Source organism: Rhodovibrio sodomensis, from assembly GCF_016583645.1.
GTDB classification, from domain to species: Bacteria; Pseudomonadota; Alphaproteobacteria; order Kiloniellales; family Rhodovibrionaceae; genus Rhodovibrio; species Rhodovibrio sodomensis.
The window spans coordinates 1-13939 of record NZ_NRRL01000115.1 but is presented as its reverse complement, the minus strand read 5'-3'; the positions used below and the strand labels follow the sequence as shown (position 1 = coordinate 13939).

The 13939-nt window shown below is 67.5% G+C and carries 11 protein-coding genes; 6 read left to right on the top strand and 5 right to left on the bottom strand.

Annotation, left to right across the window (positions count from 1 at the left end; all coding sequences use genetic code 11):
- Positions 1-263: 263 nt before the first annotated feature.
- From iolG to CKO28_RS22875, 5 genes are all read right to left on the bottom strand, one after another.
- Entirely contained in the window at positions 264-1259 is a 996-nt protein-coding gene (gene iolG / locus CKO28_RS22895; RefSeq protein ID WP_200343217.1) for an inositol 2-dehydrogenase, read from the bottom strand.
- Positions 1260-1341: 82 nt separating this feature from the next.
- Positions 1342-2565, bottom strand: a complete 1224-nt coding sequence (locus CKO28_RS29215; protein WP_200343216.1) for a Gfo/Idh/MocA family protein — start codon at positions 2563-2565, stop codon at positions 1342-1344.
- Positions 2566-2567: 2 nt separating this feature from the next.
- The gene (locus CKO28_RS22885; RefSeq protein WP_200343215.1) at positions 2568-3431 is read right to left on the bottom strand and encodes an ATP-binding cassette domain-containing protein; all 864 of its coding nucleotides are present in this window, start codon (positions 3429-3431) and stop codon (positions 2568-2570) included.
- Positions 3431-4558, bottom strand: coding sequence for an ABC transporter permease (locus tag CKO28_RS22880; RefSeq protein ID WP_200343214.1), 1128 nt, complete (start codon positions 4556-4558; stop codon positions 3431-3433). Before CKO28_RS22880 ends, CKO28_RS22885 begins: the two co-directional genes overlap by 1 nt.
- 106 nt (positions 4559-4664) lie before the next feature.
- Complete coding sequence (locus tag CKO28_RS22875; protein ID WP_200343213.1) at positions 4665-5612, bottom strand: sugar ABC transporter substrate-binding protein; 948 nt, start codon at positions 5610-5612, stop codon at positions 4665-4667.
- 349 nt (positions 5613-5961) lie between these two features.
- Between CKO28_RS22875 and CKO28_RS22870 the strand changes: the two genes are divergently transcribed.
- The 6 genes from CKO28_RS22870 (at position 5962) to iolB (ending at position 13338) form a co-directional block, all read left to right on the top strand.
- Positions 5962-6828, top strand: a complete 867-nt coding sequence (locus tag CKO28_RS22870) for a MurR/RpiR family transcriptional regulator (protein WP_200343212.1) — start codon at positions 5962-5964, stop codon at positions 6826-6828.
- An 89-nt stretch (positions 6829-6917) separates the two neighbouring features.
- Positions 6918-8825: a bifunctional 5-dehydro-2-deoxygluconokinase/5-dehydro-2-deoxyphosphogluconate aldolase gene (locus tag CKO28_RS22865; protein WP_200343211.1), complete on the top strand. Its 1908-nt coding sequence runs from the start codon at positions 6918-6920 to the stop codon at positions 8823-8825.
- 35 nt (positions 8826-8860) lie between these two features.
- Positions 8861-10705, top strand: coding sequence for a 3D-(3,5/4)-trihydroxycyclohexane-1,2-dione acylhydrolase (decyclizing) (gene iolD, locus CKO28_RS22860; RefSeq protein ID WP_200343210.1), 1845 nt, complete (start codon positions 8861-8863; stop codon positions 10703-10705).
- Between the two features lie 12 nt (positions 10706-10717).
- Positions 10718-11593, top strand: a complete 876-nt coding sequence (locus tag CKO28_RS22855; RefSeq protein WP_200343209.1) for an SDR family oxidoreductase — start codon at positions 10718-10720, stop codon at positions 11591-11593.
- A complete protein-coding gene (gene iolE / locus CKO28_RS22850) occupies positions 11590-12483 on the top strand; it encodes a myo-inosose-2 dehydratase (protein ID WP_200343208.1) in 894 nt (297 codons plus the stop codon). The genes CKO28_RS22855 and iolE overlap by 4 nt, the downstream gene beginning before the upstream one ends.
- Before the next feature lie 51 nt (positions 12484-12534).
- The gene (gene iolB / locus CKO28_RS22845) at positions 12535-13338 is read left to right on the top strand and encodes a 5-deoxy-glucuronate isomerase (protein WP_200343207.1); all 804 of its coding nucleotides are present in this window, start codon (positions 12535-12537) and stop codon (positions 13336-13338) included.
- The last annotated feature ends 601 nt before the right edge of the window (positions 13339-13939 follow it).

The following is a 13939-nucleotide window of genomic DNA, read 5'->3' as shown; positions in this document are numbered from 1 at the left end:
CCCGGCGGACCGACCACGGCCTGCCCGTGCATAGCTTCCAGAGCCTGCTCGACGACCTGGGCACGCTGTGCCTCAACACCGTCAGCATGCCCAGCAACCCGGCCTACAGCTTCGATCAGCCGACCCAGCCCACGCCGCTGCAGGCCAAGGCCTTCGAATTGCTCGGCGTCAGCCCATGATGTAGCCAGAGCGGACTCACCCGTAGCGCCGATTCTTCAGCCGTCATCAGGGAGTTACTGTCCAAAACAAGTACAAAGTTCCGTCTAAGGCGAAACTAGCGAAGGGTCTCGGCCGTGCAAGGCTTCGGTCGCAGCATCGGCGAGCCGCAACGCTTGACGCCCGGCATGGAAGTCCGCGTCGGGCTTTGCGGATCGTTCGACGGCATCGACGAACGCGGCCAGTTGGTTTGCGAACGCTTGAGCATAACGGTCAAGGAAGAAGTCGTAGAGCCGCGGCGCGCACCCGGTGCCCTGTGCATCCGCGTGTCGTACGGTCGTCGGGGTCGGGTTATCCGACAGCATCATCCCGGCCGAGCCGTGAACCTCGATGCGCTGATCGTAGCCGTAGACCGCCCGGCGCGAACAGTTGATGTGGGCCAGCTTGCCGCTTTCCGTGGTCATCAAGACCATCGCCGAGTCGACATCGTCCAGCTCGCGCAAACTAGGGTCCACCAGCGCGGATCCCGTGGCTGAAAGATGCTTGATCTCTTCCCCAAGGACGAACCGGACCATATCGAAGTCGTGGATCATCATGTCGCGAAACAGGCCCCCTGACGCCGCCAGATAGTCGCGCGGCGGCAGCCCGGGATCGCGCGACGAAACGATCATCTGCTCCGGCGTTCCAAGCTCGCCTGCCGCCACGGCCTCTCTCAGGCGCCGGTGGCCAGGGTCGAACCGTCGGTTGAAGCCCACCATGACCGGCACGGCGCTGGCGGTAACCACCGGCTGGGCGGCATCGACCCGCGCGATATCCAGGTCGATCGGCTTTTCGCACAGCACCGCCTTGTCGGCCTTCACCGCCCGCGTCAGCAGATCGATATGGGTGGGGGTGGCAGAGGCGATGATCGCGGCGTCGACGTCACCGGCCAGACAGTCGGCGTCACGCTGCGCCACCTCGCAACCATGCTCTCGAGCCACGGCTCGCGCCGCCTCGGGGTCTGGATCGTAGACGCGCACGAATTCGACCTGTTTGCCGGCGGCGAGATTGTCGGCGTGCAGGCGTCCGATACGCCCGGCGCCGAAGAGTGCGCAGCGGATCATCGCGGTTTTCTCCCATGACCACAGTGGACAGCAGTCGCGCTGCCGAAGCGCTTCGCCACACCGCGGGGCCGGTCGGCCATGCCTACTGGTGCGCGCGGGCGTCCGGTAGGGCCGACCACTCCGCGTCGGGCGACGGCGGTGCGGCCGGCTGTACGGTATCGTCCACCTTCACCCAATTGCCGCCGGCGGCACTCTGCAGGAGCGCGTCGATCACGGCGTCGACGGCGCAGCCGAATGCGAAATCCGGGTAGGACAGCCCCAGTCCGGCCATCGCCTGGAGCAGGCGGTAGACCTCGATCGTCTTCAGGTCGCCGAAGCCGATCTGGGCACCGGCGGCCGGGACGAAAGCGCCGTAGGGCGGATGCGACGGACCGGTCAGGATACGGCGGAAGCCGCCGTTCGGACCGTCGTCGCCCCGGAAGCAGACCTCCAGCTCGTTGAAACGTTCCTGGTCGAACGCCAGGCTGCCGTCACTGCCAAAGACCTCGACGCGCAGCGCGCACTTGCGCCCCAGCGCGACGCGCGAGCTTGAGAAAGTCGCCGTCTGCCCGCCGATGAAGACCAGCAGCGCGTCTGCAATGTCCTCGTTCTCGACCGGCGCGGGGCCGCCGTCCCGGGTAGGGCGTCGGTCGATCGGCGTGCGGGCGGTCGCCGTCACCTCGGACACGGGGCCGATCAGGTAGAGCGCCAGGCTGAGCGCGTGGGCGCCCAGGTCGCCGAGCGCCCCCGCCCCGGCCATGTCGCGCCGGCACCGCCAGCTGTGCGGCAAGCTCGGATCGGCCATGTAGTCTTCGTCGAAGACCAAGCGGGCATTTCGGATCGTCCCCAGGTCGCCGCGGTCGATCAGCCGTTTGGCGTGGATCACGGCCGGGTTGGCCAGGTAGTTGAACCCGACTTGGTTGGCGTGGGCTCGTGTGCGGGCGGCCTCGGCCATCGCCTGGGCGTCGGCCAAGTTGGCGGCCAGCGGTTTCTCACAGAACACCGCCTTGCCGGCTTCCAACGCGGCGATCGCCATCTCGCGATGCAGGCCGTTGGGCGTGGTGATGGCCACGATGTCGACATCGTCGGCCGCGATCGCGGCGCGCCAGTCGTCACTGGCGCGTTCGGCGCCGACCTGACCCGCCACCGTGCGGGCGCGGCTGGCGTCGAGGTCGGCCACGGTGCGCAGGCTCGGCCGCAGCGCGACCGGAAACGTGGTGCTGACGGCCCGGAAGGCGCGCGCGTGGGCCAGCCCCATGAAGCCGGTGCCGATCACGGCGACACCGGCCGGCGGCGCGTCTGCCGGGGACGAGGGAGCGTCGCTCACCGCTAATGCACCTTCTGGCTTTCCTGGTGCAGATCTTCGGCGATCTGCGTCTCCGCCTGCTCCGCCTTCGGGTCGGTCTCCTGCTGGGCGGCGGCTTTCAGCTCGGCCTCCAGGTCCGCCATCTCCTTGCCGCCCGCCATCATGTCCATCAGCTCGTCGCGACTGACCTCGTCCTTCGTGTGCGTGCCGAGCGAGCGGCCGCGGTTCAGCAACGTGAAGCTGTCGCCGACCGGAAAGGCGTGGTGCACGTTGTGGGTGATGAAGATCACCCCGAGCCCGGCCGCCTTCGCCCGGGCGACGTAACGCAGCACCATCGACGCCTGACTCACGCCAAGCGCGGAGGTCGGCTCGTCCAGGATCAGCACCTTCGCGCCGAAATAGACCGCCCGGGCGATCGCCAGGCACTGACGCTCGCCGCCCGACATGGTGCCCACCGGCTGGGTCGGATCGCGCACGTCGATGCCGATTTTCCACATCTCCTGTGCGGTGATCCGTTCGGCGGTGCGCGCGTCGAACCGACGGAACGGGCCGCGACCGATGACCGGCTCCCGGCCCATGAAGAAGTTCCGCGTCGCCGACATCAGCGGCACCAGCGCCAAGTCCTGGAACACCGTGGCAATCCCCGTGTCCAGCGCTTCGCGTGGGGAGCCGAACTGAACGGGAGCGCCGTCGACCCGCAGTTCCCCCTCTGTCGGCTGGTGCACGCCCGCGAAGGTCTTGATGAGGGTCGACTTGCCGGCACCGTTGTCGCCCAGCAGGCAGTGAACCTCACGCGGGCGGACCGCCATGTTGATGTCGGACAGGGCGATCACCGAGCCGAAGCGCTTGGAGACGCTGCGGGCCTCGAGCAGAGGCTGTTCGGCCATCATTTCGCCTCCGTCGCCTTCTTGCGGATGTAGTTGTTCGACAGCACCGCCACGAGCAGCATCAGACCGACGAACACCTGGAACCAATCGGTGTTAACGCCGGTATAGAAGAAGCCCATCTGCACCGTGCCGAAGATCAGCGCCCCCAACATGGCGCCGATCGCGGAGCCGTAGCCGCCGGTCAAGAGACAGCCGCCGATCACCGCGGCGGCGATCGCCTCGAGTTCCCTCAGCAACCCGCGCTGCGTGTCCGCGGAACCGACGTCCAGCACCTGCACCGTGGCGACCAGCGTGGCCATCACCGCGGTACCGACGAACAGCATGATCTTCACACGGTTGACCGGGACGCCGACGTTGCGCGCCGCCTGCTTGTCGCCGCCGGCCGCGAAAATCCAATTGCCGAGGCGGGTGCGCAGCAGCACCCAGGTGGCGATCGCGCCCAGCAGCAGGAACCAGATGACCGACATCGGCACGCCAGACACCGAGGGTTCGCCGTCGGCGCGCTGTGCGATGATTCCCACCTCACCCATCCAGGTGAAGAAGCCGTGGCCGACCTCGCCGCCCAGGATGCCGGCGAGCCAGTCGCCCTCGGCGTCCTCGCGCAGCCCGGACACCTGGGTTCGGCCGGTGAGCAAGCGGGTGAGGCCGATCGTCAGGCCGCGCAGCATGAACAGGCCGGCCAGCGTCACGATGAAGGACGGCAAGCCGGTCTTGATCACCAGCCAGCCGTTGAACAGACCCCAGAGGATCGCGACCGTGAAGGCCAGCAGAATGCACAGCCACATGGGCCAGCCCCATTCCGCCGCCGGGATCGCGATCGTCATCCCGGCAAACGCGATCATTGAGCCGATTGAGAGGTCGAACTCGCCGCCGATCATCAGCAGCGACACGCCAATCGCCAGTAGGCCCAACAGCGAGGCGACCTCGACGAAGTTGACGATCCCGAGCGCGGAATACATGCCGGTGTCGCCCGCGACGATGGCAAACACGACCAGGACAACGATGGTGCCGGCTGCCGCGCCCAGCTCAGGACGATTGAGCAGGCGGCTGAGGAAAGACGCGCGCTGGATGCGCTCGTCGGCCTCCTGCCCCGGTGGCGCAGCGCCGTCCGCAGTTTCTTGGGCCATCACCGTTCCCTCGACCGCTTATGGGAAGGAATCTCGAGCTTTCGGGACGTTGAGCCAGCTCCCTGGGCGCGGACACGGCCGTCCGCGCCCAGAGATGCGGCGAACGCTACCGATAGCCCTCTTCCGCGAGGTCGATCACATTTCCGGCCGTCTCCTCGGTGACAAAGCCCGGCCCGGTGAGCAGCACGTCACCCGCGGGCAGGACGCCGTACTTGTTGTACTGCGTCAGCAGCACGATCGGGAGGTAGCCCTGCAGGTACTGCTGCTGGTCGATGGCAAACATGATGTTGCCTTTCTCGACCGCGCGCAGGGTCGCGGGCGAGAGGTCGAACGTTCCGAACTTGTAGTCGTCGACCTTGCCGAGCCGCTTGAGCGCCTGCAGCGTGGGATCCGCACCGGTCGGGCCGAGGGTCAGGATGCCGTTGACGTCCGGGTTCTGGCGCAGGAACGCCACAACCGAGTTGCGCACCTCGGTCGGGTCGATCGACACCGCGAGGACCTGCGTCTTGGCGTCCTCACCCAGACCGTCGGCGAACCCCTCGCAGCGCTTGTCGAGCGCGACGTTACCGACCTCCTGGTTGATGCAGACTGCGTTGTCGACGCCGGCCTCGGCCATGCGCTCGCCCGCGCCCAGGCCGGCTTCGTAAGGTGTCTGGCCGACGTGGATCAGGGTACCCAGTTCCTTCGACGGCTCAGCGCCCGAGTTCACCGAGATCACTGGGATATCGCTGGCGATTGCGTTCTTGATCGGGCCGCGCAACGCATCAGCATCCGGGATCGTCACCACCAGGCCGTCCGGGTCGCTGGCGACAGCGGCATCGATCAATTGGCCCATCTTCACCATGTCGTACGTCGTGGGTGCGCGATAGGTGACATCGACGCCCATATCCTCCGCCGCCTCGTCGACGCCGTTCTTGGCGACCGACCAGAATGGATCGGCGGCCTGCCCGTGCGTGACGACAACGAATTCGAGATCTTCCTGGGCTGCTGCCGGCGTGGCACACAAGGCAATAGCGAGGCCGGCCGCGGTCAGCGCGCGGCTACATACCTTCATGACGCTCCTCCCCGTCTTTGTGGCGTCGTCGCTATGACGTCTCGTTGCCGGGCGCGCCGTTGATATTCTGGTGGAAGCCCTATGCGCGGGCTCTCCATCTCTTTTGTCGTGCACGCCCTGCACGAACGGAACCCGCCGCTTTCTTTCAAGGCGAGCCCGTAATGGTTCCGCATGCGGCCCGCGCATCGTCAAGGAAGGCCGAACAGCGGCTTTATATTTATGCGATTTCAGAATGCCTGTTTCATCTTAGCGGCGCAAGGGTTTATGGATTCCATTGGTTCCGACCCGACTGGTTCGTTCATCACAGCCGGGCCGCGATCGCCGTTCGCAACGGCCGGAGGGGGTAACCTTGCAGAGCTATGACGACCTGGAACAGGCGATCTCCAGCCGATATCCGGAGCTCAGCCGCCGCCTGCAGCAGATCGCGCACTACGCGCTCGAGCACCCCAACGACATGGCGTTCGAAAAGGTGGCCACGATCGCCGAACGCGCCGGGGTGCAACCGTCCACGCTGATCCGCTTCGCCAAGGCGTTCGCCTACTCCGGATTTTCCGAGATGCAGCAGGTGTTCCGGGCGCGCCTGATGGAGACCACCCCAAGCTACGCCGAACGGCTGCGCCGGGTGCGCCAACAGCAGTCCCCTGAAGGCTCTCCGGACCAGATCCTGGCGCACTTCATCACCGCCGGGCACCATGCGCTCGACCACCTCGGTCAGGAGATCGACCCGGAGGCCATGCAGCGGGCGTGCGAGCTGCTCGCCAGTGCGGAGACGATCTACATAGTTGCCCAGCGTCGGTCGTTCCCGGTGGCCGCCTACTTCGCCTACGCGCTTGGTCACCTCGGGCTGCACGCGCACTTGGTGGACGGCATGGGAGGGATGGCCGAACAGCAGGCCGCGGCGATGCGGACGGACGACGCGCTGATCATGGTCAGCTTCCACCCATACGCGGAGGAAACGCAGCAAATCGCGCGCGTCGCGCGGGATCGCGGCGTCCCCGCCATGGCGATCACCGACTCACCGCTGTCGCCGATTTGCCAGCTGGGCGATCCCGTCTTCGAAGTGCACGACGGGGAAGTGCAGTCGTTCCGCTCCCTGACGGCGACGATGACCCTGGCGATTTCGCTGGTCGTGGCCCTCGGCCAGCGTCTCGACCTCAGTCTGGGCGGCGCCGGCGCGTGCGCGCAAACGCGGGAGACGCGGGACCGCAACGCGTAAAAACTCCTGTTCCTTGTTGCTAAGATAACGGAACGTCTGTTTCACTCGCTCGCGTCAGATCGCACGCCACGCTTTTCAAGGGTCCGCCGATGGTCGATCGGGACAAGGACATTGATGTCGTAACCGTCGGCCGTGCCGGCGTTGACCTGTACGGCGAGCAAGTCGGCGGGCGCCTGGAGGATATGGGCAGCTTCGCCAAGTACATCGGCGGCTGCCCGACCAACATCGCCGCGGGCACCGCCCGCTTGGGCCTGCGCTCGGCCCTTATCAGCCGGGTCGGCGACGAGCACATGGGCCGGTTCGTGCGCGAGGAACTTGTCCGCGAGGGCGTCGACGTGTCCGGCGTGCAAACCGATCCGGAACGCCTTACCGCGCTGGTCGTGCTGGGCATCCGCGACCGCGAGCGTTTTCCGCTGATCTTCTACCGGGAAAACTGCGCCGACGCGGCGCTGCAGCCCGACGACATCGACCCCGACCTGATCGCCCGGGCCCGCGCGGTGGTCGTGACCGGCACCCATTTCGCCAAGCCGCAGCTGGACGCGGCGTCGCGGCGCGCGATCCAGCTGGCCCGGGACCACGACGCCACGGTGATCCTGGACATCGACTACCGCCCGGTTCTCTGGGGTCTGGCCGAGCACGGCGCCGGCGAGGAGCGGTTCGTCGAGAGCGCCAGCGTGACGCAGCACCTGCAGGCCATCGCCGCACTCTGCGACGTCGTCGTTGGGACCGAGGAGGAGATCCAGATCGCCGGCGGCGCGAGCGAAACCCACGCCGCGCTGGAGAGCCTGCGGGGGGTCACCGGCGCGCTGCTCGTGTGTAAGCGCGGCCCGATGGGCTGCGTGGTCTTCCCAGACGCCATCCCCGAGAACATTGAACAGGGCCTCCAGGGTCCAGGTGTCCCGGTCGAGGTTTTCAACGTGCTGGGCGCCGGCGACGCATTCATGTCCGGCTTCCTCGCGGGCTATCTGCGCGGGTTCGCATTGGAGACCTGTTGTCGCTACGCCAACGCGGCCGGGGCGCTCACGGTCTCGCGCCACGGCTGCACGCCGGCCAGCCCGTCATGGCGCGAACTGCGGCACTTCCTGGACCACGGCAGCCCGGTCCGCCGGCTGCGCGACGACCGCGCGCTCGAGCAGCTGCATCGGTCGACCACGCGCCACCGCGCCTGGCCGCAGGTGCTGGCGCTCGCGATCGACCATCGTCCGCAGTTCGAGGAGATGGCGGACGCCAACAGCGTCGACCGACGGCGGATCGGCGCGTTCAAGCTGCTCGCGCTGGAGGCAGTGCGCGGCAACGACGACGGTCGCCTCGGCCTGCTGCTGGACGGTCGATACGGATGGGACGCCCTTGCTGAGGCGGCGGACAACGGGCACTGGCTCGCCCGGCCGATCGAGGCGCCGCAGAGCCGCCCGCTCACCTTCGAGGGCGGAGCCAGCGTCGGCGCGATCCTGCGCGACTGGCCGCTGCCGCAGATCGTGAAGTGCCTTGTCTTTTATCATCCCGAAGATGACGCGGAGCTGCAGAACCAGCAGGGCGAACAGCTGCGCCGGCTGGCCGAAGCGGCCCGGGCGAGCCGGCACGAGCTGCTGGTCGAGGTCATCGCCTCCAAGTCGGACAAGCCGGTCGAGGCGGATACCGCCGCCCGGGCGATGCAGGCCATTTACGACCGCGGCATCTATCCCGACTGGTGGAAGCTGGAGGCACAGGAAACCGCCCAGGGCTGGCAGTGTATCGACGACACGATCGCCGCCAACGACCCTGACTGTCGGGGCACCCTGATGTTGGGGCTGGACGCGCCGATCGAAACGCTCGCCGGGCACTTTGCCGCGGCTCGGCAAAGCCGGACCTGCCGCGGCTTCGCGGTCGGCCGGACGATCTTCGGCGAACCGGCGCGCGCTTGGTTCGCCGGCGACATCGACGACGCGGCCGCACGGGATCGGATGGCCGCGCGGTACCAGGAACTGGTCCACGCATGGGACGCTAGCGCGCCGGCGTAACGGACGGTGCCCGTCGAAAGGACCCTGGAGGACACATGGGTACGGTGAGACTGACGGCCGCGCAGGCCCTTGTGCGCTACCTGAGCCAGCAGCGCACCGAATTGGAGGACGGTCCTGCACCGCTGTTCGCCGGCGTGTGGGCGATCTTCGGCCACGGCAACGTTGCCGGCCTGGGCGACGCGCTCGCCCGCAGAACGCAGACGCTCCCCACCTATCGCGGGCACAACGAACAGGCGATGGCGCACGCCGCGATCGCCTACGCCAAGGCGCGCAACCGCCTGCAGATGATGGCGGTCACGACTTCGATCGGCCCGGGCGCGACCAACATGGTCACGGCGGCTGCGCTGGCACACGTCAACCGCCTGCCCGTCCTCCTGCTGCCAGGCGACGTGTTCGCCGACCGGCGCCCCGACCCGGTACTTCAGCAGATCGAGGATCCGCAGGATGCGACCGTCACGGCGAACGACGCTTTCCGGCCCGTGTCCCGCTATTTCGATCGGATCACGAGGCCCGAACAGCTTCTCAACGCACTGCCCCGGGCGATCCAAACGCTGACCGACCCCGCCGCCTGCGGGCCAGTGACGCTGGCGCTGTGCCAGGATGTCCAGACGCAGGCCTATGACTTCCCCGACGCGTTCTTCGAGCCCACGATGCGCCGGCCGCGCCGCCCGGCGCCCGATCCCGACGAACTGGCGCAGGCCGCAGAAGCGCTCGCCGGCGCCGAACAGCCCCTGGTGGTCGCGGGTGGCGGCGTGCAGTACGCCAGGGCCAACGCACGGTTGGCCGACTTCGCCCGTGCCCATGGCCTGCCGGTCGCGGAAACACAGGCTGGCAAGGGCACACTCGCGTGGGATCATCCGTGCAACGTCGGCTCGGTCGGCGTGACCGGGTCCAGCGCGGCCAACGCGCTCGCCGCCGAAGCGGACGTTGTGCTCGCAATCGGGACCCGCCTCCAGGACTTTACCACGGCCTCGCGAACGCTGTTCCAGAACCCGCAGCTGCGGCAGATCAACCTGAACGTCGCCGCGGCGGACGCCGGCAAGCACGGCGCCCTGCCGCTGGTCGGCGACGCCGGGACCACGCTTGCGGCGCTGGACGACCGCCTGGACGGCTATTGCGCGCCGGAGGCCTGGCGCCGGCGGATGGCGGACGAGAAGCAGGTCTGGGACGAGATCGTCGCCCGCACAACCGCGCACAGCAACGCCGAGCGGCCGTCCGACATGGCTGTAATCGGCGCGGTCAACCGGGCCGCCGGACCCAGCGACACGGTGGTCTGCGCCGCCGGGGGCCTGCCGGGGGAACTGCACAAGCTGTGGCGCGCCCAGGGACCCGGGACCTACCACGTCGAATACGGCTATTCCTGCATGGGCTACGAAATCGCCGGCGGGCTTGGCGCCAAGATGGCCGATCCGTCGCGCGAGGTGTTCGTCATGGTCGGCGATGGCAGCTACCTGATGCTGAACTCGGAGATCGCCACCTCGGTCATGCTGGAGCGCAAACTGATCGTCGTACTGTTAGACAACCAGGGCTTCGGCTCGATCCACCGCCTGCAGCAGGCCTGCGGCGGCGCGCCGTTCAACAACCGATTCGCGAATACCACCTATAATCGCCAGGTTTCCGTGGACTACGCAGCGCATGCCCGCGCGCTGGGCGCCGAGGCGGAGAAGGTCCAGGGCATTGCCGACCTTGAGGCGGCACTGCACCGCGCCCGCCTGTCCGAGTGCAGCTACGTGGTGGTGATCGAGACCGACCCCGACGCCAGCAGCGACGCCGGCGGCGCCTTCTGGGACGTTGCTGTGGCCGAGGTTTCAGGGGATCCCAAGACCCGGCGGGCCCGCACAGACTACGAGGCGCAGCGCCAAAACCAGCGTATGACGTGACAGAGGCTTCACATGGCAAACAAGGCAACGGGCCGGGCGGTCGAGGATGTCGACGGCCGTCTCGACGGTCGGACCTACGTGATCAGTGGCGGAACGCAGGGGCTAGGCGCGGCGACTGCTCGCGTGTTCGCCGCGCGCGGTGCGGATGGACTTGTATTGTGCGGCCGCAACCGCGAGAACGGCGACGCACTGGCGGCGGAGCTGTCACGTTCGGGTTGCGACGCGCGTTTCGTCGAGGCTGATCTTACGGACGTCTACGAAGCCCAGGCCGTGGTTAGCGAGGCGGAACGCGCCTTCGGTACACTGCACGGGCTGGTCAACGCGGCCGGCAGCACCGACCGCGGCACCATCCTCGATACCACGCCGGACCTCTACAACAAGCTGCTAGCGCTCAACCTGCGCGCCCCGTTCTTCCTGATGCAAGCGGCCGCCCACGTGATGCGCCGGCAGGGCGTGGCCGGCGCCATGGTAAACGTCGGCTCGATGTCGGGCCACGGTGGCCAGCCGTTCATCGCCGCCTACTGCGCGGCCAAGGGCGGGCTCGCCACCCTGACCAGGAATACAGCCTACGCGCTGATGCGCGACCGCATCCGGGTCAACCAGATCAACCCTGGCTGGATGGATACACCGGCCGAGCACGAGATCCAGCGCCAAGCCCACGCCAAGCCGCCGGACTGGCTGGGTGACGCCGAGGCCGCACAGCCGTTCGGCCGATTGCTCAAGCCTAGCGAGGTGGCGCGCGCCATCGCCTTCCTGGCGAGCGACGAATCGGGACTAATGACCGGCAGCGTAATCGACTTCGACCAGAGCGTCATGGGCGCCTACGACGCGCCGCCGCAACCGGCGAACGCTCTCGCCGATCCAACCGGCGCGGGACCGCCGAAATGACCGTCCGCCTTGGCGCCAACCCGATCGGCTGGAGCAACGACGACGAGCGTAGTCTCGGGGCGGAAATCCCGCTCGAGACCTGCCTGGCTCAGGCGGCTGCGGCCGGCTTCGAGGGGGTGGAGCTGGGCCACAAGTTTCCGCGAACGCCGGAAGCGCTGCGCGCGGCGCTGGAACCGCACCGCCTGGAGTTGATCTCGGGCTGGACCGGAATCGAACTGACACGGCGCGACGTCGAGACCGAGTTGGCGCTGATCCAGCCGCATTTGGACCTGCTGAAAGCGCTCGGGGCCACGGTCGCGGTGACCTGCGAGGTGGCGGGTGCGGTGCATGGCGACCGCCGTCGACCGCTGAGCGCGCGCCCGGTGTTGGCGGAATCCGAGTGGCCTCGCTTCGCCGAGCGCCTGAGCGCTCTGGCTGGGCGGATGCGGGACCAGGGCCTGACACTCGCCTACCACCACCACGTCGGCACCGTGGTCGAGACCGAGGCCGAGACCGAGCGCCTGCTGGCCGAAACCGATCCGGCAGTCGGATTGCTGCTGGATACGGGTCACCTCACCCACGCCGGCGGCGATCCGGTCGTTTTAGCCGAACGTCATGCTGGGCGCGTCGTGCACCTGCACGCCAAGGATATCCGCCCCGACCCTCTAGTGCGGGCGCGCGCGGCCGACGCCAGCTTCATCGACGGGGTGGTGAACGGCGTCTTCACCGTGCCGGGCGACGGCGCGATCGACTTCGCCGGCGTGCTTCGTCCGCTGGCGGCGCACGGTTACAGCGGCTGGCTGGTAATGGAGGCTGAGCAGGATCCAGCCAAAGCTGACCCCGAAACCTACGCCGCGACCGGCTACCGCGGTTTGCGCGCCGCCGCGTCGGCGGCGGGTTTCCTAGCGTGAGCCGGCCAGTTGCAAGAAACCTGAACATCAAAGCATGAAGGAGAACAGTCCATGTCGTCCTTGTTGCGCCGCCCGACCGCGCCCGATGCCGAGGGCGCGGTGCACCGGATCACGCCCGAAAGTGCAGGTTGGCGCCACGTTGGTTTCGACCTGCACCGCCTAGCGCCGGGTCAGGCCCTCGCACGCGACACCGGCGACCGGGAGCTTCTGGCGATTGCCCTCACCGGCACTGCGGATCTAGTGGTCGATGGAGCGGACTATCCAGGCGTCGGCGACCGGCGCACCCTGTTCGACGGCGGCAAGCCGGACTGCGTATACGCTCCTGCCAACACGCGTCTGGAGGTTCACGCGCGCAACGATCTGGAGCTCGCGCTGTGCAGCGCGCCGGGCACGCCGAGGGCGCGCCCCGCTCGCCGGATCGCTCCCGACGGCATCGAGGCCCTGACCCGTGGCGAGGGTACCAACACGCGCTATATCCACAACATACTGCCCGACAGCGAGCCGGCGGACTCGCTGATCGTCGTGGAGGTATTTACCCCGGCCGGCCACTGGTCCAGCTATCCGCCGCACAAACACGACACCGACAATCCGCCGGAGGAGACGCAGCTGGAGGAGACCTACTATCACCGCCTGCAACCCGCCGGGGGCTTCGCCTTCCAGCGCGTCTATACTGACGACGGCAGCATAGACCAGTCGATGGCCGTAAGCGACGGCGACGTCGTCCTGGTCCCCTGTGGCTACCACCCAGTGGGCGCGCCGCACGGCTTCCAGCTCTATTACCTAAACGTGATGGCTGGCCCGCGCCGTGAATGGCGCTTCACCATCGCACCGACGCATCGATTTTTGACGATGTGAGGGAATTCTGAGTTATTCGGGCGCACCAAGTCGCCAGCGCCGCACCCACTCTAATGCAAGATCGCCGAAGCTGGAACCCGCTTCGCCGCGGAACTTGCGCTGCCTAAGAGGGCGAAGAGCGCGCATTACGCTGACGGTGGGTCCACCTTCAGCGATTGCGGCTAACTGGCCAGAAGCCGCACGCTCACCGCCGGTGAGGGCAGCCCGGCGGGCACGAACATAACGGCGTGCGGCTTATAGGGCTTGGGTGGTTCTGAAGTAGGCTTCTTCGCGGTAGCCGGGTTTCCAATGCCTCATGGCATCACCTCCTCGCTTTCGAGCGCTTTTACACCTGGTCGGACGGCTGGCTTACCCGCTGGCTTACCCGCTCTCGCCGCCCTGTTGGATCGTGTCCAAGATCGTGGCAAAGACCCCGTCCTCATGGTCGTCCAAGCCGTTTGCCGTATTCACTTTTGATGGAAGCACCGTTTAGCCCGGATTTTGCACGCAGTTGCTTAATGCCCTCTGGTAGCCGCCGCGAGCCGTTCGCGTAGCGGCCTGGGCGGGGTATTGTACGATGGGGATGCGGGGTTTTTCGCGTTTCGATTCAGGCCGGTTGCGA

Bases quoted from the DNA above. Each gene is read 5' to 3' on its own strand.
- iolG (WP_200343217.1), bottom strand. From the start codon at position 1,259: ATGATCCGCTGCGCACTCTTCGGCGCCGGGCGTATCGGACGCCTGCAC.
- CKO28_RS22885 (WP_200343215.1), bottom strand. From the start codon at position 3,431: ATGGCCGAACAGCCTCTGCTCGAGGCCCGCAGCGTCTCCAAGCGCTTC.
- CKO28_RS22880 (WP_200343214.1), bottom strand. From the start codon at position 4,558: ATGGCCCAAGAAACTGCGGACGGCGCTGCGCCACCGGGGCAGGAGGCC.
- CKO28_RS22875 (WP_200343213.1), bottom strand. From the start codon at position 5,612: ATGAAGGTATGTAGCCGCGCGCTGACCGCGGCCGGCCTCGCTATTGCC.
- CKO28_RS22865 (WP_200343211.1), top strand. From the start codon at position 6,918: ATGGTCGATCGGGACAAGGACATTGATGTCGTAACCGTCGGCCGTGCC.
- iolD (WP_200343210.1), top strand. From the start codon at position 8,861: ATGGGTACGGTGAGACTGACGGCCGCGCAGGCCCTTGTGCGCTACCTG.
- CKO28_RS22855 (WP_200343209.1), top strand. From the start codon at position 10,718: ATGGCAAACAAGGCAACGGGCCGGGCGGTCGAGGATGTCGACGGCCGT.
- iolE (WP_200343208.1), top strand. From the start codon at position 11,590: ATGACCGTCCGCCTTGGCGCCAACCCGATCGGCTGGAGCAACGACGAC.
- iolB (WP_200343207.1), top strand. From the start codon at position 12,535: ATGTCGTCCTTGTTGCGCCGCCCGACCGCGCCCGATGCCGAGGGCGCG.